Genomic DNA, 21272 nt, shown 5'->3' with positions numbered 1-21272 from the left:
AGATATCGTCTGGCGAGTGACAGGCGACTACCTCACCCGTATCGGCACCCTCATCCGTACCGCGCGCCAGCACCGGGGCTGGTCCCAGGCGCAGCTCGGAGAGGCTCTCGGAACCAGCCAGAGCGCGGTCAACCGCATCGAACAGGGCAAGCAGAACGTCAGCCTTGAGATGATCGCCCGCATCGGGGAAGCCCTCGACAGCGAGATCGTCTCCCTCGGCTACTCCGGCCCGATGCACCTGCGCGTCGCCGGTGGCACCCGGCTCTCCGGCGCGATCGACGTCCGCAGCAGCAAGAACGCCTGCGTGGCGATCCTCTGCGCCTCGCTGCTGACCACCGGCCGCACCACGATCCGCAGCGTCGCCCGGATCGAGGAGGTCTACCGCATCCTCGAGGTGCTCACCAGCATCGGCGTCAGGAGCCGCTGGATCAACGAGGGCCGCGACCTCGAACTGACCCCGCCGGCCGAGCTGGACCTCGCGGCGATGGACGTCGAGGCCGCCCGCCGCACCCGCAGCGTGCTGATGTTCCTCGGCCCGCTGATGCACCGCGCCCAGCGCTTCGCCATCCCGTACGCGGGCGGCTGCGACCTCGGCACCCGCACCGTCCAGCCGCACCTGACCGCGCTGCGCCGCTTCGGCCTGGAGGTCGCCACCACCGGTGGCGCCTACCACGCCTCGGTCGAGCCGGGCGCCCCGCAGGACCGCCCGATCGTGCTGACCGAGCGCGGGGACACCGTCACCGAGAACGCCCTGCTGGCCGCCGCCCGGCACGACGGCGTCAGCGTCATCCGCAACGCCTCGCCCAACTACATGGTCCAGGACCTCTGCTTCTTCCTGGAGAAGCTGGGCGTGAGGATCGAGGGCATCGGCACCACCACCCTCACCGTGCACGGCGTCCCGGAGATCACCTGCGACGTCGACTACACCCCGGCCGAGGACCCGGTGGAGGCGATGAGCCTGCTGGCCGCCGCCGTCGTCACCTCCTCCGAGCTGACCATCCGCCGGGTGCCGATCGAGTTCCTGGAGATCGAGCTCGCGGTCCTGGAGGGCATGGGCCTCGACTACGACCGCACCCCCGAGTACCGCGCCCACAACGGCCGCACCCGGCTCGTCGACCTCACCGTGCGCCCCTCCAAGCTGACCGCGCCGATCGACACCATCCACCCGATGCCGTTCCCCGGCATCAACATCGACAACGTGCCGTTCTTCGCCGCCATCGCCGCGGCCGCGCACGGCACCACGATGATCCACGACTGGGTGTACGACAACCGCGCGATCTACCTGACCGAGCTGACCCGCCTCGGCGCCGACGTCAAGCTCCTCGACCCGCACCGCGTGCTGGTCCAGGGCCCCACCCGCTGGCGCGCCGCCGAGATGGTGTGCCCGCCGGCCCTGCGCCCCGCCGTGGTCATCCTGCTTGCCATGCTCGCCGCCCAGGGCACCTCCGTGCTGCGCAACGTCTACGTCATCAACCGCGGCTACGAGGACCTCGCCGAGCGCCTCAACTCCATCGGCGCCCGGATCGAGACCTTCCGCGACATCTGACCGGCCGACGCGCCACTGACCGGCCGACGCGCCACTGACTGGCCGACGTGCCACTGACTGGCCGACGTGCCACTGACTGGCCGACGTGCCACTGACCGGCCTCACCCGTCGAGGCCGGTCAGCAGCACGGCGACCTCCAACCCGGTGTTCAGGTAGTCCACGAACACCGGGTTGTTCAGTGCCCAGGGCGAGCGTCGCTCCCGGACCAGCCGGACCGCCTCGCCGCACTCGTACCCGAGGCCGACCAGTGCCTGCGCCACCACCAGGCCCGAGCGGTTGTACCCGGAGTGGCAGCGCACCAGCGTGCGCCGGCCCCGGCGGACGGCGGACGCGGTGAGCTCGGCCGCCTCCTGGACGGCGAGCAGCTGACCGGGGGAGAGCGGGCCGTCGGGCACCTCCCGGACGACGTGCTCCACCCCCGGCGCCGGGCCGTGCCCGGGGAGCGCGAACAGGCTGACCACCAGGTCGAACTCCGCCCGCACGATCGCGAGTTCCAGCTCGCCGCCGGGCGGGGTGTAGTAGTGCCCGCCCATCCAGAGCCCGGGGACGATCTCGTTCCAGGGCTCTGGCGGCCCGGGAGTCTCGCGTTCCTTCTGGCGGGTGCGCACTGCCTGCTCGTTCCTTGCTCTCAGGTGCCGATCGACGCTCCTCGGCGCCGTTCGGCGCTCTCCGGCGCCCTCCGGTGCTACTCGCCGGTGGTGCCGTCGAGGTGTTCGCGGAGGAGGTCGGCGTGGCCGTTGTGGCGGGCGTACTCCTCGATCATGTGGGTGAGGATCCAGCGGAGCGAGAAGACCTCTTTGCCGTAGCGGCCCAGAACCTCCAACGACTCCGCGGCGGCGACGAGTTCCCTGGCGTGGTCGCACTCACGGCGCCAGATCGCGAAGGCCTCGTCGGGGTCGGCGGTGTCGGCGTCGAACTCGGCGAAGGATCCGTCCGGGTGCTTCCAGAAACCGGGCACGCCTTCGTCGTCGAGGACGTTGCGGAACCAGCTGCGCTCCACCTCGGCGAGGTGGCGGACCAGCCCGAGCAGGGAGAGCCCGGACGGCTCCAGCACGCGGGCGCGGAGCTGCTCCGCGGTGAGGCCCTCGCACTTCATCGCGAGAGTGGCGCGCTGGTAGTCCAGGAAGCCTGCCAGAGTGGTGCGTTCGTCGGCGGTGCGGGGAGTCTGGGTGCGCTGATCATCGGTCATCGTGCCATCCTGCCCGCCATCCGACGGGCCCGCCCCGCATTATCCGCGGCCCGGCCCGGCCCGGCCCGGCCCGGCCCGGCCCGGTCCTGGCGGCCTGGTGGGAGTGTCAACGGCCTGGCTCGCTACCGCAGTTGCTCCAGCCAGTGCAGCGCGCCCGGGACGTCGGGTGTGACCGGGACGCCGTCCGGCACCGGAGGGCGCTCCACGATGATGACGGGCAGGCCGAGCCCGCGGGCGGCGGTCAGCTTGGGAGCGGTCGCGGCGCCGCCGCTGTCCTTGGTGACCAGGACGTCGATGCCGCGCCCCCGCAGCAGCGCCTCCTCGCCCTCGATCGTGAACGGCCCGCGGTCCAACAGGACTTCGCACGAGGGCGGCAGCGGAGGCTCGGGCGGGTCCACCGACCGGGCGAGGAAGTGGACCCCGTCCAGGTGGGCGAAGGCGGCGACGCCCTGCCGGCCGATGGTGAGGAAGACCCGTTCGCCGCGCCGGGGCAGCAGTTCGGCCGCCGCGGCGAGGGAGGGGGCGGGGAGCCAGCGGTCGCCGTCGACCCGGGTGAAGCCAGGGCGGCGCAGCACCAGCAGGGGGACGCCGGTGGCGGCGGCCGCGAGGGCGGCGTTCCGCGAGATTCCGGCGGCGAACGGGTGGGTGGCGTCCACCACCGCGTCCACGCGTTCCGTGCGCAGCCAGTCCGCCAGTCCCTCCGGCCCGCCGAAGCCGCCGATCCGCACCTCCCCGGCGGGCAGCCGGGGCCGGGCGACCCGGCCGGCCAGCGAGCTGGTGACCCGGAGTGCGGTCGGGGCGGGCGCGGTCGGGGCGAGTTCGGCGGCCAGCGTCCGCCCTTCGGTGGTCCCGCCGAGGATCAGGACGTGCCGCATCAGGCGCCGCAGGGCTCGTGCGGGCGCTCGCGGTCCGCCGAGTAGAGGTGGCTGTCGCGGAACTGCTCGGCGGCCAGCGTGCGGCCGACGATGATGACGGCGGTGCGGACCACGCCCGCCGCCTTGACCTGCTCGGCGATGTCCCCGACGGTACCGCGCAGCACCAGCTCGTCGGGGCGGCTGGCCATCGCGACCACGGCGGCCGGGCAGTCGGCGCCGTAGTGCGGGAGCAGCTGCTCGACCACGTCGTCCACGTACGAGGCGGCCAGGTGCAGCACCAGCAGGGCGCCGCTGCGACCGAGGGTGGCGAGGTCCTCGCCCTCGGGCATCGGGGTGGCGCGCTTGGCGATCCGGGTGAGGATGACGGTCTGGCCGACGGTCGGGACGGTCAACTCCCGCTTCAGCGCTGCCGCGGCGGCGGCGAAGGCGGGCACGCCGGGGACCACCTCGTACGGCACGCCGGCCGCGTCCAGACGGCGCATCTGCTCGGCGACGGCGGAGAACACGGACGGGTCGCCGGAGTGCAGCCGGGCCACGTCCTGGCCGGCCTCGTGGGCGGCGACCAGTTCGGCGGTGATCTGGTCCAGGTTGAGCTGCGCGGTGTCGATCAGGCGGGCGCCGGGCGGGCACTCCTCCAGCAACTCGCGCGGGACCAGGCTGCCCGCGTACAGGCAGACCTCGGCGCGGGCCAGGATGCGCTGGCCGCGCAGGGTGATCAGGTCGGCCGCGCCCGGGCCTGCTCCGATGAAGTGGACGGTCACGAGGCGTTCTCCTGAGGGGTGTTGAACACGGCGGCGTCGGGTTCGGCGGTGTCTGGGTCGGCGGTGTCGGCTTCGGCGGTGTCGGGCTTGGCGGTGTCGGGCTTGACGGCCGACCACTGGGTGACCGGCATGGCCTGGCGCCACCCGGTGAAACCGCCCACGGGGACGGCGTGGGCGACGGCGAGTTTGACGAGCTCCCCGCCGTGGCGCCGGTACCACTCGGTCAGCAGCGCCTCGGACTCCAGCGTCACGGTGTTGGCGACGATCCGGCCGCCGGGGCGCAACGCCGACCAGCAGGCGTCCAGCAGGCCGGGCGCGGTGAGGCCGCCGCCGATGAACACGGCGTCGGGGGTGGGGAGTTCGGCGAGCGCGGCGGGAGCGGGGCCGGTCACCACACGGAGCCGGGGCGCCCCGAGCGCGGCGGCGTTGCGGGCGATCCGCGCGGCCCGCACCGGGGCGCGCTCGATGCTGACGGCCTGGCAGTCGCGGTGGGCGCGCAGCCACTCGATCGCGATCGAGCCCGAGCCGCCGCCGACGTCCCAGAGCAGTTCGCCGGGGGACGGGGCCAGCGTGGCGAGGGTCGCGGCGCGGACGTGCCGCTTGGTGAGCTGGCCGTCGCTCTCGTACGCGGTGTCGGGCAGGCCGGGGACGACGGAGGTGCGGGGGCCGTCGCCGAGGTCGACGGCGATGACGTTCAGCGGGTCGCCGGGCGGGTGCGGCCAGCCGTCGGCGGGGCCGTCCAGGTGGCGTTCGGCGGGGGCGCCGAGCTGTTCGAGCACCCGCAGGCGGGCGGTGCCGTAGCCGCGGGTGGTGAGCAGTTCCGCGACGGCGGCCGGAGTGGCGGCGTCGGCGCTGAGCACCAGCAGGCGGCGGCAGGGGTGGAGGGCGAGGGCGAGGGAGTCCAGCGGTCGGCCGACCAGGCTGACGACCTCGGTGGCCTCCAGCGGCCAGCCGAGCCGGGCGCAGGCGTAGGTGACGGAGGAGGGGTGCGGCAGGACGCGCAGGCGCTCGGCGCCGACGGTCTCGGCGAGGGTGCGGCCGATGCCGTAGAACATCGGGTCGCCGCTGGCCAGCACGGCGATGCGGCGGCCGGCGTGGGCGGCGACCAGCCCGGGGACGGCGGGGCGCAGCGGGGACGGCCAGGGGACGCGTTCGGCGGTGACCTCGTCGCGGGGGAGCAGGTCCAGTTGGCGGGGCCCGCCGACGACGACCTCGGCCTCCCGGAGCGCGGCCCGGGAGCCGACCGCGAGGCCGGGCCAGCCGTCGGCCCCGATCCCGACGACGGTGATCGGGGGTGGCAGCTCGGGCACCGGGTGGCTCCTCGTCGTTCGATGGGCCGATGAGCAGGAAAACTCACTGGCCGGGGCAGCCTACCTGGCGGTCTGTGGGAGGTTCGGTGGCGGATGACAACCGACAGGCGGCAACCGACGGCCGACGACCGACAAGTGACAGGCGACAGATTTCAGATTTCAGATGACAGCGAACAGATTTCAAACTCTGTTCGCTGTCATCTGTCACCCGCCTCCCAGTCCCCCGACTCGATCAGCGCCGGCTGCTCCCGCAGCCGCGCCTCGGCCCTCGGTCCGGCGAGGTAGACCCAGGCCTCGCGCGGCTCGCCCGTCGCCGTCCGCACCGTCAGCCGGCGCCGCACATACAGCCCGGTCCCGTCCGCCCGGCAGTCCTCCAGCCGGTCCAGCGCCTCCAGGGCTCCGGCGTACGCGCCCGGGCGTACGGTGACGAGCTCGCCGAGGATCCGGCGCCCGGGCGCCGGATCCGCAACCGCGTACGGGAAGCCGGGGCCGTCGTGCAGCGCGGCGCCCTCCAGTACCGCCGGCCGGATCTCGGCGTACCGTCCGGCCAGGTGGACGGCATGATTGCGGCCGCCGCTGCGCAGAGTGCCGTACACGAAGAACGGCAGGGCCTCCTCGGATGCGGACACGGGTTCGACCTCCTCGTCGGGGAGCGCCCACGGTACGTCCTGCGGTCCGACTTCTGATACCGACTGGCGCGCCGGGCCGTCCATGCGCTCTCATGTCGGATGTTCGGCCAGCACCGTCCAAGGGGGACACGCATGACATCGCCCGCTTCACCCTCCCAACCGGCCGCTACCCCCGGCCCAGCCCCCGACACCCCCGACACCCCCGGCATCCCTGCCGCCACCGCCACCGCCACCGAAGCGAAGAGCAAGGCCATGACCAAGGCAGCCCCGACCCCCACCCCGCCCACCGACGCCGGCCCCGCCGCCCGTCTCGGCGGCGCGGTCTGGCTCGCCCTCCTCGTGGTCTACGTCGTCTGGGGCTCGACCTACCTGGCGATCCGGGTCGCCGTGGAGACGATGCCCTCCTTCCTCTCCGCCAGCGCCCGCTTCCTCACCGCCGGCCTGTTGCTGGCCGGCTACCTCCTGGTGCGCCAGGGCCCGGCCGGTCTGAAGGTGACCCGGCGACAGCTGGCCTCCTCCGCCCTGGTCGGCCTGCTGCTGCTGACCGGCGGCAACGGCATGGTGGTCCTGGGCGAGACCTCCGTCCCCTCCGGTCTGGCCGCCCTGCTGGTAGCCGCGGTCCCGCTGTGGATGGTGGTGCTGACGGCGTTCGGCGGAGAGCGCCCGAGGCCCGCCGAGCTGGCCGGGGTGCTGCTCGGACTGGTCGGCCTCGGCGTCCTGTCGGCCCCCGCGATCGGCGGGTCGATCGAGCCGGGCGGCGTGATCCTGATCATCGGCGCCACCCTGCTCTGGGCGACCGGCTCCTTCGTGAGCAAGAAGATCCCCATGCCCGGCAACGTGCTCGCCGCGAGCGCCTTCCAGATGCTGGCCGGCGGTCTCGGCAACCTGCTGGTCGGACTGGGCCGCGGTGAGCAGCACGGGCTGGACCTCGGGGCGATCTCCGGCCGGTCCTGGCTGGCCCTCGCCTACCTGGTGCTGTTCGGCTCGCTGCTCGCCTTCACCGCGTACGCCTGGCTGCTGCGCGCCGCGCCGCTGACCCTGGTGGCCACCTACGCGTACGTGAACCCGGTGGTCGCGGTGCTGCTGGGCTGGCTGATCCTGGCCGAGCCGCTGACCGGCCCGACCCTCGCGGGCGGCGCGATCGTGGTGGCGGGCGTCTGCCTGGTGGTGAGCGTCAGCCGGCGGCGTCCGGGCCGCTCGTCGAGCGCCGGGAGTCCGGCCCGCCGGGAACGTCAGCCCCGCCGGGAACGTCAGGCCGGCTGAACCGGCCATCCCGGCCATCCCGGCCATCCCGGCCGAACCGGCCGTCCCGGCCTTCCGACCGGGACGATCCCCCTGGCGTGCCGCCCGACGTTCGGCTCAGAAGGAGTGCGGCGCCCTGCCCGTCCACCAGTTGCCGGGCGCGTCCGGGTCGCGGCTGGTCCAGAACTCGATGATCGCGTTGGTGAACTCGGCTGCGGAGAGCACGCCGTCGCCGTCGGTGTCGAGGTGGCGGAAGGCCTCGTCGGCGTCGTCGCGGGAGAGGCCGGCGAAGTGGCCGCGCTGGAAGACGAAGAACTCGCCGGCGTCCACCGTCCCGCTGCGGTCGGCGTCGGCGACGGCGAGGAAGGCGCGAGCGAGTGCGCCGAGGATGTCCTGCGCGGCCTCCGGGTCGTCGGCGAGCGAGCCGGTCGAGGCGACGAACTGCTGGCGGGTGATCGCCTCGGTGCCGGCGGGCAGCCGGGCGAGGTGCAGGTCGTGCCAGGTCGTCAGGTAGGCGCGCACTATCACGGCCTCCGCCTCGGAACCCTCCTGGTGGCCGAGCGAGCGGGCCACCGAGAGGCCCATCAGGACGTGGTCCCGCTCGGTGAGCAGGCCGTCGCCGTCGGCGTCGAGGTGATCGAAGCCGTGGTTGATCTTTGCGATGAGCAGGTCGTCCGACAAATGTGCCCCCTCGGTTGGTGATTCCTTGCCCGGGTCTCCTACGTCACACCGCCTGCACGCTAGCGCCTCGAGCCGGAGCGGCGCAGCCGAACGAAGGGTGCACGACCTTCCGTTCACTCCTCCTGGTGGTCGGCCCAGACGTACGCCCCCGGCAGCAGGGCCGACACCGGCACGGTGCGCAGCTCCGGCCCCCGCCCGACGATGACCCCCACCTCGGGGAAGTAGTCAAGCAGCACCTGCCGGCACCGCCCGCACGGCGGGATCACCCCGCGTTCCCGGTCGCCCACGGCCACCACGGTGGTGAGCTCGTACGCCCCCTGGCCGGCCGCCGCGCCGATGAGCACCAGCTCGGCACACGGCCCGCCGGTGAAGTGGTAGGCGTTCAGCGCGGTGACGATCCGCCCGTCGGCATTGCGGCCCGCGGCCGCCACGGTGTGGTTGTCGCCCCGCGCGTACCGTCGTGCGACCTCCAGGGCCGCCTCCACGAGTTCCTCGTCCACGGTCGTCCGGTCGCTGGTGGTGGACATCGTCGCTGCACCTCTCCGATCGCGTCCGACGGGTCCGGTCCCGTCCGACGGGCCTCGATCATCTCAGTGCACCGCCGCCAGCAGCTCCCGCGTGTACTCGGTGTGCGGCGCCTCGAACAACCGGTCCCGGTCGGTGGACTCGACCAGCCGGCCCCGGTGCATCACCGCCACCCGGTCGCAGAAGTGCCGTACCACCGCGAGGTCGTGGGAGACGAACAGGAAGGCGACGCCGAGCCGTTCGCGCAGCTCCATCAGCAGGTTGAGCACCTGGGCCTGTACCGACACGTCGAGCGCGGAGACCGGCTCGTCGGCGATGATCAGGCGCGGCTGCGGGGCGAGCGCCCGGGCGATGCCGATCCGCTGGCGCTGTCCGCCGGAGAACTCGTGCGGGTAGCGGTCCAGGTGCCGGGCCTCCAGCCCGACCTGCTCCAGCAACTCGGCGGAGCGCTCCCGCCGTTCGGCCGGGCTCAGCGAGGTGTGCAGGCGCAGCGGGGTGTCCAGGGTCCGGGCGATGGTCCGGCGCGGGTTGAGCGAGGAGTACGGGTCCTGGAAGACCAGCTGGATCTCCCGGCTGAGCCGCTTGCGCAGCTCCCGGTCCGGCCGGGTGACGTCCTGCCCGTCGTACGACACCTGTCCGCCGGTGGGCCGTTGCAGCCCGGCCAGGACCCGTGAGGTGGTGGACTTGCCGGAGCCGGACTCGCCGACCAGCCCGAGCGTCTCGCCGGGGGCGATCCGCAGGCCGACCCCCTCGACCGCCCGGACCGGTTCGGCCCGCAGGCCGGGGAAGCGCCGGCGCCCCGGGAAGTGCACGGACAGGTCCTCCACCTCGACCAGCCAGCGCTCGGGACGCCGGACGGTCCGCGGCCGGAACGTCCGGGACGGCGCCGGCTCGTCGACCGTCGGCAGGGCGGTGCCCGGTACCGAGTCCAGCCGGAGCGCCGCGCCCACCAGTGCCCGGGTGTACGGCTCGCGCGGTGCGGACAGCAGCTCGGCGGTCGGCGCGGACTCGATCCCGACCCCGCCGCGCAGCACCAGCGTGCGGTCCGTCGTCCCGGCGACCACGCCCAGGTCATGGCTGACCAGCAGCACCGCCGTCCCGTGCTCGCGCTGCAACTCGCCGAGCAGGTCCAGAACCTGCCGCTGGACGCGGGCGTCCAGGGCGGTGGTCGGCTCGTCCGCGATGATCAGCCGGGGGTCGTTCATCAGGGCCATCGCGATCATCACGCGCTGGCGCATGCCACCGGAGAACTGGTGCGGGAAGTCGCGGGACCTGGCCGCCGGGATGCCCACCCGGGCGAGCATCTCGCCCGCCCGTCGGCCAGCCTCGGCCCGGCCCGCGCCCGGGTGGTGCAGCCGGTACATCTCGGCGAGCTGGGCGCCCACACCGTGGAAGGGGCTGAGCGAGGTGAGCGCGTCCTGGAAGACCAGTGCGGCCGTCCCGCCCCGCACCCCGCGCAGCGCGGACTCCTCGGCGCCGACCACCTCCTGCCCGCCCAGCCGGATCGAGCCGGTGACGGTGGTGGTGCGCGGGTCGTGCAGGCCGAGGACGGCGAGCCCGACGGTCGACTTGCCGGAGCCCGACTCGCCCACCAGGCCCAGGACCTCACCCGGCGCGAGGTCGAACGACAGGCCCCGGACGGCGGTCACCGGCGCGCCGCCGCGCGGGTCGGCGAAGGCGACGGTCAGATCGCGGACGCTCAGCACGGGCTCGACGCCCGTCGCCCCGGCGGTCTTCGCCCCGGCGGCCCTCGCCACGGCGGCCGGCCCCTCAACGGCCTTCGCGGAGGCGGCTCGTCCCTCAACGGCCTTCGCCGAGGCGGTCTTCACGCCGTCTCCCGGAACAGTGGATCTCATCGACGGACTCCCCATCAGCTCAGCCGGACACGCGGGTCGAGCCAGGCGACCGCGAGGTCGGCCAGCGCGACGAACAGCACCATGAAGCAGGCGGCCAGCAGCACCGCGCCGACCACGGCGGGCAGGTCCTGCCCGCCGACGGCCTCCGCGGCGAACCGCCCGACCCCGTTCAGCCCGAACACCGTCTCGGTGATCACGGCCCCGCCGAGCAGCGCCCCGGCCTCCAGCCCGATCAGCTGCACCAGCGGCCCCGCGGCGCCGCGCGAGGTGTACTTGAGGTGGGCGCGCAGCCGTCCCAGGCCCTTGCCGCGGGCCGTGCGGACGTACTCCTCGTTCATCGTCTCCAGCAGCTGCGAGCGCGAGAGCCGGGCGAACACGGCCGAGTTGACGAAGCCGAGGACGAGCCAGGGGAGCAGCATCCCGCCCGCCCAGGCGGCCGGGTCGTCGGCCGGCGCGGTGTAGGAGGGCAGCGGCAGCAGCCCGGTGGAGTACACCAGCAGCCACTGCGCGACGTACCCGAGGAAGTAGATCTGCACGCTCGCGCCGACCAGGGTGAAGCCCGACAGCAGCCGGTCGGTCCGCCGCCCGTGCCGCAGCGCGGAGACGAACCCGGTGCCGAGGCCGAACACCAGCAGGACGGCGAGCGCCCCGGCGGTCAGCGAGAGGGTGACGGGCAGGTGGTCGGCCAGCGCCTCGGTGACCGGCTGGTGCAGTCGGTAGGAGTAGCCGAGGCACGGGGCGTCGCAGTGGATGGTCGAGCCGTCCACGTCGCCGATGTCCCGCCCGGCGACGACCCCGACCAGGTAGTCGGTGTACTGGGTGAGCAGCGGCTGGTCCAGGCCCATGCTCTGGCGGACCGCCGCGACCTGCCCGCTGTCGCAGCGCGGGCCGCAGGCGGCGCGGGCCGGGTCGGCGGGCGCGGCGTAGAAGAGGGCGAAGGCGGCGGCGGAGACCGCGACCAGGACCGTGAGGGCCTGGGCGGTCCGCCGCAGGACGAAGGAGAGCATGGCCGATCCGGGGTCGACGTGACGGGGGAGGCGTTAGAGGGGGACGGGCGGAAGAAGGGGACGGGCGGAAGAAGGTGGAAGAAGCGAAGAAGGGCGAAGAAGAGCGAAGAAGGGCGAAGAAGCGAGGACGAAGGGGCCCGCGCCCGTTCCACCGAGGAACCCGGGGCGGGAGCGGGCCCCGGCCGTCAGGACTTCAGGTACAGCCAGGCCAGCGAGACCGTCCCGTAGATCGGGTGGACGAACGCCCCGCCGACGTTGCTGCCGCGCAGCTGGTTGACGGTCGGGTAGGCGAACGGCAGCACCGGCACGTCCTTCATCACGGTCTGCTCCAGCGCGTACAGCTCCTTGGCCTTGGCACGCGGCTCGCCGATCTGGTTGATCCGGTCGATCTCCTTGTCGACCTCCGGGTTGCGGTAGCGCGCGGAGTTGATGTCGCTGCCGGCCCGGCCGTCGAAGGAGAACGGGACGAGGGTGGACGGGGTCGGCCAGTCGACCGAGCTGGTCTCCTCGAACAGGTCGTACGGGGAGTCGGCGCGGTGCACCTCGTCCAGGAAGGCCTTGGGGTCGACCGGCTTGGGCACGACGGTGATCCCGGCCCTGCCGAAGCCCTCGACCAGCACCTGCGCGACGCGCTGCCCGGTCGGGGTGTTCCGGTACGCGTAGGTCAGGCTGCCGGGCGCCTGCTTGGCCTTGGCGAGCGCGGCCTTCGCGGCCTCCGGGTCGCCCTCGGGCCTGGCCGGGTAGAGGTCGTACTTCTGGTAGTCGATCAGCGCGGGCGAGCTGAGCGTGGTGGCCAGCTCGCCGGTGCGGGCGCCGCCCTGTACCTGACGGGCCTGCTGGCGCGGGTAGGCCAGGTGCAGCGCCTTGCGGACCTCGACGTCCGGCACCCGCTCGTTGTTGATCATCAGCTGGGTGACGAAGGCGCCCTGCCGGCCGGAGACGACCAGTTCCCTGGCCTTCGGATCGGTGTCGGTGGTCTGGTACAGCTCGGCGGAGAGGGTGTCGGAGGCGGTGGTGGCGTTGGCGCCGCCGTCCCGGCCGGAGAGGATCTCCTGGTTGAGGTTGAGCGCCTCCTTGCCGTACGTGAAGACGAACTTCTCCGGGTACTGGCTGCGGATCGGGTCGGTCTCGGGCTTCCAGGCGGGGTTGCGCTCCAGCACCATGCGGGTGTTCTGGACGTGCTCGACGATCCGGTACGGGCCGGTCGCGAACGGCAGGCGGTCGTAGTCCGTCCCGGTGTCCTTGTCCCGGCGCACCGGCGAGGAGGAGGACTGTGCGGCCATGTACGGCACGTCGGCCTGCGGCTGCAGGAAGTGGAAGACGATGGTGCGCTCGTCCGGCGTCTCGATCGCGTCCAGGTCGCCGGCCTGCGGGCCCGCGTACTTGGCGCGCGCCGCCTCGTAGCTCGCCTCGCCGGTGAGCCACTGCGGCCAGTACGGCGGGCCGACCTCGTAGCCCTTGCCGAAGGTGCGCTCGATGCCGTACTTGACGTCCCCGGCGGTGATCGGCTGACCGTCCTCCCAGGCGACGCCCGCCTTGAGCCGGTACGTCCAGGTGCGCCCGCCGTCGGTCGGGGTGCCGGTGTCGGTGGCCAGGTCGCCGACCAGCTTGGCCTTGCCGTCCACGACCTGGTACTGGGTCAGCTGGCGGCCCCAGAGCAGCGAGGCGTTGTAGGTGGCGCCCGCGTAGACCTTCTGCGGGTCGAGGTGGCGGAACTCGACGCTGTTGTACACGTTCACCGTGCCGCCGGCGCGGGCGCCGGGGACGGCCGGGGCCGGGCCGGCGCTCTCCTGCTCGCTGCCGAGCACGGCGGTCAGCGGGGAGGTCTCCTTGGCGGAGGCCCCGGCGGCACCGCCGGATCCCGCGGTGCTGCCCGCGCCGGCCGAGCAGGAGGTCGCCAGCAGGACGGTGGCGACGACGGCGAGGGACGGTCTGGTCCAGCGCATGGCGAATCTCTCCTTGTCCCGGCGGATCGTGCCGGGACGGGCTCGGGTTGAACGAAAGAGGGGCGAATGGAAGAGGGGATCGAAAGGGGGGAACGGAAGGGGGGACGGAAGGGAGCGGACGAGGGGCTTCAGCGGGCGGCGCCCGGTGAGAGCCTTCAGCGGGCGCCGCCGATGCGCGGGTCCAGCGCGTCCCGGACGGCGTCGCCGAGCAGGTTGAAGGCGATGACGAACAGCAGCAGCGCCACCCCGGGGAACACCATGTAGGTGGGGTCGGCCCGGAAGACCTCGGAGCCGCGCGCGATCATCCGCCCCCAGTCCGGGATCGGCTCGGTGACGCCGACGCCGAGGAAGGACAGCGCGGCCTCGGACGCGACGAACGTCGGGACCGCCATGGTGGCGTGCACCAGCAGCTGCGAGCGGACATTCGGCAGCAGTTCGTGGACGACGACATGGAACCGGCTCGCACCCTGGGCCCGCGCGGACTGCACGAAATCCCTTTCCCGGAGCGAGCGGACGGTGGCCCGCAGGGAAAGCGCGAGCGGAATCCAGCCGAACGCCGAGAAAACCAGGACCAGTACCAGGAACTGCATCCACTCCGGTTCCGCGCTGCCCGGGTCGACCAGCCGGGACTGGATCACCGGGCTGAGCGCGAGCAGCAGGAGCAGCGTGGGAAAGGCCAGCAGCACATTGGCGAGGAATCCGAACAGCCGGTCCGTGACCCCGCCGAGGTAGCCCACCGCGACACCGGCGAGCACCCCCAGTGTGGTGGTCACCGCGGCGGCCGCGAAGGCGATCAGCAGCGAGGTGCGGATGCCGTACAGCAGCTGGGTGAACACGTCCCGGCCGAGACCGGGTTCCAGGCCGAACCAGAAGTCCCCGGAGATGCCGCCGTTCGGCAGCATCGGCAGGCCACCGTCGCTGAGCAGGCCGGGAACGTTCTGGCCGTAGTGGTCGACCGGGTTCTTCCCGTACAGCGCCGCGACCAGCGGGGCGCCGAGGGCGAGCAGCAGGAACAGCACCACCACCGCCAGGGCGGCGGCGCCGACCCGGTCCCGCAGGATCCGGCGGAGCGGCCCGGGGGCTGCGGGCGCAGGGCCTGCAGCCGTGGCCGGGGTGGTGCCCGCGCCGGTGCTTGGGCCGGTGCTTGGGCCGGTGTCGACCACTGCCATGAGGCGTAACCCCCGAATTCTCCGCCGCCCCATGGGTGAGGGTGCGCTGGTGTGCATTTCCGGTGCGGCCCTCGGAGGTTTCCCGAAAGCCGTTCGGGCGACATTTGATCGGATGCGTCCGAGGTTCCGCAAATCACCTCCGGGACTCGTTCGAGCCATTCCTGCGGAACTGTTTCGGGAAATGTGGCGGCTTCATTTCACCGAAACACCGGCGTTGCAATAGAACGGATGAAGCAGGACAAAACGGACTGCCCGTTCCGCATTCTGAGACCTCCGCCACAGTCCCTCGGAGGTTGATACGATCCCGGTGGGCCGCAACTGGCGCGTAGGGATGGAATCAACCATCGGGAAGCGGCCCCGTGAACCCTCACGTGAAGTTGCCGAGCGCCTGGGCCCCCGCAATCCCCACCAGGAGACCGCCATGGCCCAGCAGCCCCACACCACCGCCTCCGCCGCGGCCGACACCGCCTTCCGCAGCGCCCTCGACGTGGTCGCCGGCGTCGAACCGCGGATCGCCGCCGCCATCGGACAGGAACTCGCGGACCAGCGCGACTCGCTCAAGCTGATCGCCAGCGAGAACTACGCCTCCCCGGCCGTCCTGCTCACCATGGGCAACTGGCTCAGCGACAAGTACGCCGAGGGAACCGTCGGCCGCCGCTTCTACGCGGGCTGCCGCAACGTCGACACCGTCGAGAGCATCGCCGCCGAGCACGCCCGCGAGCTGTTCGGCGCCGACCACGCCTACGTCCAGCCGCACTCCGGCATCGACGCCAACCTCACCGCCTTCTGGGCCGTCCTCTCCCAGCGGGTCGAGAGCCCGGCCCTGGAGCGCGCCGCGGTGCGCAACGTCAACGACCTCACCGACGAGGACTGGGCGCGACTGCGCCAGGAGCTCGGCAACCAGCGGATGCTCGGCATGTCCCTGGACACCGGCGGCCACCTCACCCACGGCTTCCGGCCCAACATCTCGGGCAAGATGTTCGAGCAGCGCAGCTACGGCACCGACCCGGCCACCGGCCTGATCGACTACGACGCGCTGCGCGAGACCGCCCGCGAGTTCCGCCCGCTGATCATCGTGGCCGGCTACTCCGCCTACCCGCGGCTGGTGGACTTCCGCAGGATGCGCGAGATCGCGGACGAGGTCGGCGCGACCCTCATGGTCGACATGGCGCACTTCGCCGGCCTGGTCGCGGGCAAGGTGCTGACCGGTGACCACGACCCGGTCCCGCACGCCCACATCGTCACCACCACCACCCACAAGTCCCTGCGCGGACCGCGCGGCGGCATGGTGCTGTGCCAGTCCGAACTGGCCGAGCACGTCGACCGCGGCTGCCCGCTGGTGCTCGGCGGCCCGCTCTCGCACGTCATGGCCGCCAAGGCGGTCGCCCTCGCGGAGGCCCGCCGCCCCGAGTTCCAGGCGTACGCCCGCGCCGTCGTCGCCAACGCCCGGGCGCTGGCCGAGGGGCTGCTGCGCCGCGGCGGCAAGCTGGTCACCGGGGGCACCGACAACCACCTGGTCCTCGCCGACGTCTCCGGCTACGGCCTGACCGGCCGCCAGGCCGAGGCGGCCCTGCTCGACTCGGGCATCGTCACCAACCGCAACTCCGTCCCGCAGGACCCGAACGGCGCCTGGTACACCTCGGGCGTCCGCCTCGGCACCCCGGCCCTCACCACCCGCGGCCTCGGCACCGCGGAGATGGACGAGATCGCCGACCTGATCCACACCGTCCTGACCGCCACCACCCCCACCACCACCGCCAAGGGCTCCCCGTCCAAGGCCGCCTACACCCTGGACGCCGCCCTCCGCGACGCCACCGCCAAGCGTGCCGCCGACCTGCTCACCCCGTACCCGCTCTACCCGGGCGTCGACCTGGCCTGACGGCGAACGACAGGCGGCGGCCGGCCTGCCGAAGACAGCCGACAGCGAACAGATGACAGATTTCGAAATCTGTCATCTGTCATCTGTTCGCTGAAAGTCGTCGCTTGAAGGCCGTCAGCCGTCAGCCGTCAGCCGTGAGCCGTGAGCCGTCAGCTGCCGGCCGTCAGCGGGCCTCAGGTCACCGCAGCCGGACCAACGAGGCCCAGACGTCATCGCCGACCTGGGTGCCGTCGGGCAGGGCCAGTCGGTCGACCTGGCGGAAGAAGTCGATTCCGGCGTCCCGCGACGAGTGCCCGCCCAGCGCGGGCACGACCCGGTCCCGGACGGCGGCGTACGCCTCGGTGTCGGTCGCCGCGGCCTCGAACCACGCGCAGATGGCGGTGACCGCCCGGGGCTCGAACTGCGGGTCCGCCAGGAGGTCCCGCAGGCCTTCGTCGATCTCGGTACGAGCCTTCTCGTTGGCCGTACCGAGCAGCCAGGGCCACGGGCCGTCGAACTGCCCCATCAGCGCCAGCATGGCGATCTTCCCGGATCGGGCGGCCTTCTTCTCGCGCCAGCGCAGCACCTCGGAGAGCAGCAGGTTCCGTCCCTCCTCCCGGTGGCCGAGACGACGGAAGATGGCCAGGACACTGCCGAGGAGGGACTGGTCCCTCGAAGTCGAGGCGACCCGGCGCAGCCGCGTCATCGCCTTGCGGTGCCCCCTACCCCCGGGGTCCTCGGCGCTCAGGACGTGCTCCGCCACGTCGACCACCACGGACTGCGTCCCGTGGCGGCGGTCGTCGGCCCAGTCGTAGAGCCGGGCCCACGCGGCCCGCTCCATCCCCGCGTCCTCGAGCACGCGTGCCATGACGGCCGCGCACATGTCCGACCGCCCGGACTCGTGGGCGGTGTCGCGGATCTCGGTCAGAACCGTTGGCGCCCGGTGCCGGGCGGCCAGCGTGGTCAGGGCTGTGACGCTCTTGTCCGCCTCGCCCCGCTCGGTCGGGGCGGTCGCGATCAGCCACTCCAGCAGGACGGACCGCATGTCCTCGTAGTTGTCCCAGACGTAGGTGAGGACGGCCTGGCCGTAGCCAGGACGACTGAGCGAGACGATGTCCTGGGAACTCACCGTCGCGTGCAGCGCGGTGAGCCGCTGCCGCAGTCCGCGCCCGGCGAAGACCTGACCGAGGTTCGTCGGAGCGTGCGTCCGGTCCTTCTTGGCGATCAACTCCTCCAAGGCGCGGGCGTCCCGCGAGATCCTGGCGGCCGGCGCGACCCGGTGGAGGGCGAGGGAGAGCAACAGGCAGCGGTCGGGCAGGGACAGCGCACCACCGCTGTCGCCGCCGTGTGCGAAGACGCCGTCCAACTCGGTGCGCCAGTCGCCGAGGGCGTTCTCGACGCTCGTGCGGAGTTCGGGATGGCACGCGTCGTCGCCCGCCTCACCGGGCCGACCGAGTCCCTCCTCGATCCAGCCGGCCTCCTCCGGGTGGTCGCGCTTGAACTCCAGCCACTGCTCGGCCACGGCGCCGGCCGCGCGCACCGCCTCCACCGCGTTGCGCAGGGACGACAGATGGACCCGGGCGGTGTCCGACCGGAGGTACGGCACGAGCCAGGACATGCCGGCCGCCGTCAGATGGCGCGCCGCGACGGCGTACGGCTCCGGCGGGGAGCGGAGCTCGACCACCCGGACCCCGTGCGCGACGGGCCAGGTCCGCTGTTCGGTCCACAGATCCGCCGCGATGTTGAGGACCCAGAGCGAGCGGGCCTGCCGCAGCATCGGGACGCTTCCGGCGACGTCGTCGAGGAACGTCGTCGACGGTCGGTCGGTCTGCGGGTCCTTGAGGTCCAACTGGTAGGCCCGTCCGGGATCCCGGCGGATCCTCGAGACCCTCGGGCGCGGCCCGTCCGGTTCGAGCTCGACGAGTTCCATGTCGTCCGGCGCGTGGCTCGCAAGCAGGTGGTGGACGAAGGTGGTCGAGCCGTAGCCGCGCGGGGCCACCACGATGATCACCCGCACCCCGGGGTCCGCCAGCGCGTCGACCAGCTGCGTTCGGACGGTGTTCCAGGTGGACGGGAGGGCGAAGGTCCGGGATTCGAGCAGCTTGGTGCGGTCCAGCGTCCTGGCCTCGAGGAAGTCCTGACGGATCTCCTGGTACATCCTGTCGACCTGGCCGACGGCGATCCCGACGTCCGCCATGAACGTCAACGAGGGCGCAGCGCGCTCCGGCGTGACGGGTTTCCTGGTGGTACCGGCCGGGGCGGTGCGGACCGGCGCGGGCAGGAAGGCCTGAATCCGCTCCAAGTCGTCCATGGTCATGCGAAGTTGACGCCCCCCACGTTCAGGGTCTCGACTGATCCGACGGCTGTGCCGACGTTGCCGTTGAAGGTGAGCTGCGGACCGGCCGTGGGGCTCGGTGCGGGCTCCAGGGCAGGCTCCTCCCGGCCGAGGGCCGCCTTGACCGTCGCGGGTGCGAGCCGCGGTACGTGGACCCACGCGGCGCGCTGGAACCGCTTCTTCGGCACGGCCGCCGAGACGTCCAGGAAGTCCCGCTCGGACAGCGTGCGGGTGCGACCGGCGGCGACGGCCCGCCGGTGGACCTCGTCCGAGACGATCGCCGCGACGAACGAGTCGTGTTCCGCGGCCACCCCGGCCGCGGCACGGACCTCGTCACTGTCCACCAGACGGCACGCGTCGTTGACGGCATCGCCCCGGTGATCGGGGGAGAGCGGGCCGAGGTGGACGCTCAGCCGGGTCCGCAGGACCGGCTCGTGGGCGCGTCGCTCCCGGTCGTGGCGGTGCAACGCGTCCTCCAGGAGCGCGATGCCCGGGTCGACCAGCCGCACGACCTTCTCGGCGGGCACGATCCTGATCCAGCCGTCCCCCGTATCGCTGCCCCGGCGTTCGTCGGCCCAGAGAGCGGCCAGGCCGATGCGGGTGAAGGTCTCGGCGACGGCGGCGTCCAGTGCGGCCCGAAGGCCGGGCATCGCGGTCTCCGGCACCTTGCTGTAGCCGACGATGTCGACCACGAGGATGGCGAGGTCGGGCGGGAGGTCGTCCCAGTCGACGGGGGCGGGGAGCATGTCTGTCTGTCCTCCTGGTGCGGGTGCGGGTGCGGGTGCGAGTGCGGGTGCGACTGCGAGTGCGGGGCCGGGGTCCGCGCGCTCGGCAGCGATCATGCCTCCGAGCGGGCGGTCGGTGCTGCCCAACGGATGGCAGGACGGAAGTGAGCTGCGCCACTGCGCGGCCGACGTCCGCGGCCCTACCGTTCCGCGGCGTGCGCGCGCAGCGCCGGCAAGTCGGTCACCGTCACACCGCCGCCCGGAGCCGTGGTCAGCCAGCCGTGCCGGCTCCACTCCACCAAGACCTTGCCGACGGCGTTGCGCGAAGCGCCGATGAGCCTGGCGAGGTCCTCCTGCGGCAGCCGGATCCGGGACGGGCCGTCGGAGGTCGCCGGGCCGGAGAGCCGCATGAGGAGACCGGACAGCCGGAGTGCCACGGATCCGGTCGCGAGTTCCAGCCTGGTCTGGTCGGCCTCGCGGAGCCGGCTGTAGGAGTGCCTGAGCAACGGTCGCAGCAGGCCGTGCGATTCGACGAAGTCCGTGAAGTCCACGGCCGGGACCACGCGAACCCGGCAGGGTTCGAGGGTCCGTACGGTCGCGCTGCGCACGCCCTCCGCCAACACCGACATCTCGCCGAGGAGTTCGCCGTCGCCGCGGACCGCGAGCAACTGCTCACTGCCGAGCGGGCCGTCGGCGGTCACCATCACACTGCCGGTCTCCAGGAGCATGACGCAGGTGGCCGGTTCGTCCTGCCGCAGCAGGGTGGCGCGGGACGCGCGGTGGCGCACCGGCGCCAACTGCTGGAGGAGCGCCCACTTCTCGTCACTCAGGAACTCTCGGTGTGACTCCTGCACGTGGCGCCTCCGGTGGCCGGGTCCGCGGTCGGCGGACTGCCGGTTCGCCGGCCGGACACTGTGATCCGCTCAGTGTGCCGCAAGAACCAGAACCGCGGCCAGTGTGCCCAACACCAGCCCGCAGGACAGCAGATCGACCGCACGCCGAAGGAGGCGGTACTTCCGCAGGACCAGCCGGGAAAGCTCCACCAAACGCTGCGCGTGCGCCGTCGCGAGATCCCCGGAACTCCGCTCCGAGAATGACTCGACCAACTGTTCCGGCGTCAAACGGGCGAATTCCAGATAGGACAGGGCACGGTGGCCGTCGTGGCGGAGCTGGGGCCTGGCGGCCGCCAGCGACAGGGCGAGCGAGCCGACCAGGAGGGTGATGACGCCCAGGAGCATCGCCTTGGCCAGCGGGGAGAGCGGAGGCAGCGTGCTGCTCAGCGCGGTCGCCATGGTGATGCCTCCGACGGCCGCGGCTCCGATGCCGGTGGCCTTGGCGTCGCTCCGTTGCAGCTCTGCCAGGACCTCCTGGGTGGACGACGCCAGCCGGCCCGGGGCCTGAGGGCCGGTCGGACCGGTGGCAAGGTGGCGGATCGCTCGCATGACGGGGCCTTCCCTCGGTTGACGGGTCTCGGTGGCCCCAGTGTCCGCGCGATCCGCGTTCCGTACTGCCCAGTGGAGGGCCGATCCGCCGAGACGTGGGTCACCTCCCAGGCCGGGAAGGGCCCGTCGGTGCGCGGCGGACGGACGGAGACGCACAGCTGACGGCGAACAGAGAA

19 protein-coding genes and 1 riboswitch are annotated in these 21272 nt (G+C 72.7%); of the genes, 3 read left to right on the top strand and 16 right to left on the bottom strand.

Features of this window, described 5'->3' with window-relative positions; genetic code table 11:
* The first annotated feature begins 16 nt into the window (after nucleotides 1-16).
* Complete coding sequence (locus ACZ5OX_RS24160) at nucleotides 17-1546, top strand: UDP-N-acetylglucosamine 1-carboxyvinyltransferase (protein WP_465632853.1); 1530 nt, start codon at nucleotides 17-19, stop codon at nucleotides 1544-1546.
* A gap of 101 nt (nucleotides 1547-1647) precedes the next feature.
* Here the strand turns inward: ACZ5OX_RS24160 and ACZ5OX_RS24155 are convergent, their stop codons facing one another.
* From ACZ5OX_RS24155 to ACZ5OX_RS24130, 6 genes are all read right to left on the bottom strand, one after another.
* Nucleotides 1648-2154 (bottom strand): protein-tyrosine phosphatase family protein, encoded by a 507-nt coding sequence (locus ACZ5OX_RS24155; protein WP_465632851.1) that lies wholly within the window; start codon nucleotides 2152-2154, stop codon nucleotides 1648-1650.
* A gap of 77 nt (nucleotides 2155-2231) precedes the next feature.
* Nucleotides 2232-2735, bottom strand: coding sequence for a DinB family protein (locus ACZ5OX_RS24150; protein WP_465632849.1), 504 nt, complete (start codon nucleotides 2733-2735; stop codon nucleotides 2232-2234).
* Nucleotides 2736-2857: 122 nt separating this feature from the next.
* Entirely contained in the window at nucleotides 2858-3610 is a 753-nt protein-coding gene (locus ACZ5OX_RS24145; protein ID WP_465632847.1) for a cobalt-precorrin-6A reductase, read from the bottom strand.
* A complete protein-coding gene (cobM, locus tag ACZ5OX_RS24140; RefSeq protein ID WP_465632845.1) occupies nucleotides 3610-4371 on the bottom strand; it encodes a precorrin-4 C(11)-methyltransferase in 762 nt (253 codons plus the stop codon). The genes ACZ5OX_RS24145 and cobM overlap by 1 nt, the downstream gene beginning before the upstream one ends.
* Nucleotides 4368-5681, bottom strand: a complete 1314-nt coding sequence (gene cbiE, locus ACZ5OX_RS24135) for a precorrin-6y C5,15-methyltransferase (decarboxylating) subunit CbiE (RefSeq protein WP_465632844.1) — start codon at nucleotides 5679-5681, stop codon at nucleotides 4368-4370. The genes cobM and cbiE overlap by 4 nt, the downstream gene beginning before the upstream one ends.
* A 197-nt stretch (nucleotides 5682-5878) precedes the next feature.
* Nucleotides 5879-6310, bottom strand: coding sequence for a gamma-glutamylcyclotransferase family protein (locus ACZ5OX_RS24130; protein WP_465632843.1), 432 nt, complete (start codon nucleotides 6308-6310; stop codon nucleotides 5879-5881).
* A gap of 252 nt (nucleotides 6311-6562) precedes the next feature.
* Here ACZ5OX_RS24130 and ACZ5OX_RS24125 point away from each other — a divergent pair, with 252 nt between their 5' ends.
* Nucleotides 6563-7573 (top strand): EamA family transporter, encoded by a 1011-nt coding sequence (locus ACZ5OX_RS24125; RefSeq protein WP_465632841.1) that lies wholly within the window; start codon nucleotides 6563-6565, stop codon nucleotides 7571-7573.
* A gap of 96 nt (nucleotides 7574-7669) precedes the next feature.
* Here the strand turns inward: ACZ5OX_RS24125 and ACZ5OX_RS24120 are convergent, their stop codons facing one another.
* The 6 genes from ACZ5OX_RS24120 to ACZ5OX_RS24095 form a co-directional block, all read right to left on the bottom strand.
* Nucleotides 7670-8233, bottom strand: a complete 564-nt coding sequence (locus ACZ5OX_RS24120; RefSeq protein ID WP_392875545.1) for an EF-hand domain-containing protein — start codon at nucleotides 8231-8233, stop codon at nucleotides 7670-7672.
* A gap of 113 nt (nucleotides 8234-8346) precedes the next feature.
* Entirely contained in the window at nucleotides 8347-8760 is a 414-nt protein-coding gene (locus ACZ5OX_RS24115) for a cytidine deaminase family protein (RefSeq protein ID WP_402408488.1), read from the bottom strand.
* A 63-nt stretch (nucleotides 8761-8823) separates the two neighbouring features.
* Nucleotides 8824-10614, bottom strand: coding sequence for a dipeptide ABC transporter ATP-binding protein (locus ACZ5OX_RS24110; protein WP_465632838.1), 1791 nt, complete (start codon nucleotides 10612-10614; stop codon nucleotides 8824-8826).
* A 14-nt stretch (nucleotides 10615-10628) separates the two neighbouring features.
* Nucleotides 10629-11621, bottom strand: a complete 993-nt coding sequence (locus tag ACZ5OX_RS24105; RefSeq protein WP_465632836.1) for an ABC transporter permease — start codon at nucleotides 11619-11621, stop codon at nucleotides 10629-10631.
* Between the two features lie 185 nt (nucleotides 11622-11806).
* Nucleotides 11807-13567: an ABC transporter substrate-binding protein gene (locus tag ACZ5OX_RS24100; RefSeq protein ID WP_465632834.1), complete on the bottom strand. Its 1761-nt coding sequence runs from the start codon at nucleotides 13565-13567 to the stop codon at nucleotides 11807-11809.
* 155 nt (nucleotides 13568-13722) lie between these two features.
* Nucleotides 13723-14736 (bottom strand): ABC transporter permease, encoded by a 1014-nt coding sequence (locus ACZ5OX_RS24095; protein ID WP_465632832.1) that lies wholly within the window; start codon nucleotides 14734-14736, stop codon nucleotides 13723-13725.
* 304 nt (nucleotides 14737-15040) lie between these two features.
* Nucleotides 15041-15137: riboswitch (ZMP/ZTP riboswitch) on the top strand.
* A 20-nt stretch (nucleotides 15138-15157) separates the two neighbouring features.
* Here ACZ5OX_RS24095 and ACZ5OX_RS24090 point away from each other — a divergent pair.
* Nucleotides 15158-16615, top strand: a complete 1458-nt coding sequence (locus ACZ5OX_RS24090) for a glycine hydroxymethyltransferase (RefSeq protein ID WP_465632831.1) — start codon at nucleotides 15158-15160, stop codon at nucleotides 16613-16615.
* Between the two features lie 178 nt (nucleotides 16616-16793).
* Here the strand turns inward: ACZ5OX_RS24090 and ACZ5OX_RS24085 are convergent, their stop codons facing one another.
* The 4 genes from ACZ5OX_RS24085 to ACZ5OX_RS24070 form a co-directional block, all read right to left on the bottom strand.
* Complete coding sequence (locus tag ACZ5OX_RS24085; RefSeq protein WP_465632829.1) at nucleotides 16794-18896, bottom strand: hypothetical protein; 2103 nt, start codon at nucleotides 18894-18896, stop codon at nucleotides 16794-16796.
* Nucleotides 18897-18907: 11 nt separating this feature from the next.
* Nucleotides 18908-19675 (bottom strand): hypothetical protein, encoded by a 768-nt coding sequence (locus ACZ5OX_RS24080; protein WP_465632827.1) that lies wholly within the window; start codon nucleotides 19673-19675, stop codon nucleotides 18908-18910.
* A gap of 179 nt (nucleotides 19676-19854) precedes the next feature.
* Nucleotides 19855-20508: a Crp/Fnr family transcriptional regulator gene (locus ACZ5OX_RS24075; RefSeq protein WP_465632825.1), complete on the bottom strand. Its 654-nt coding sequence runs from the start codon at nucleotides 20506-20508 to the stop codon at nucleotides 19855-19857.
* 69 nt (nucleotides 20509-20577) lie between these two features.
* Complete coding sequence (locus ACZ5OX_RS24070) at nucleotides 20578-21096, bottom strand: Pycsar system effector family protein (RefSeq protein WP_465632823.1); 519 nt, start codon at nucleotides 21094-21096, stop codon at nucleotides 20578-20580.
* Nucleotides 21097-21272: the final 176 nt, after the last annotated feature.

The sequence above is a fragment of the Kitasatospora sp. NPDC032121 genome (assembly GCF_055580145.1).
This window is presented reverse-complemented; position numbering and strand designations above follow the sequence as displayed.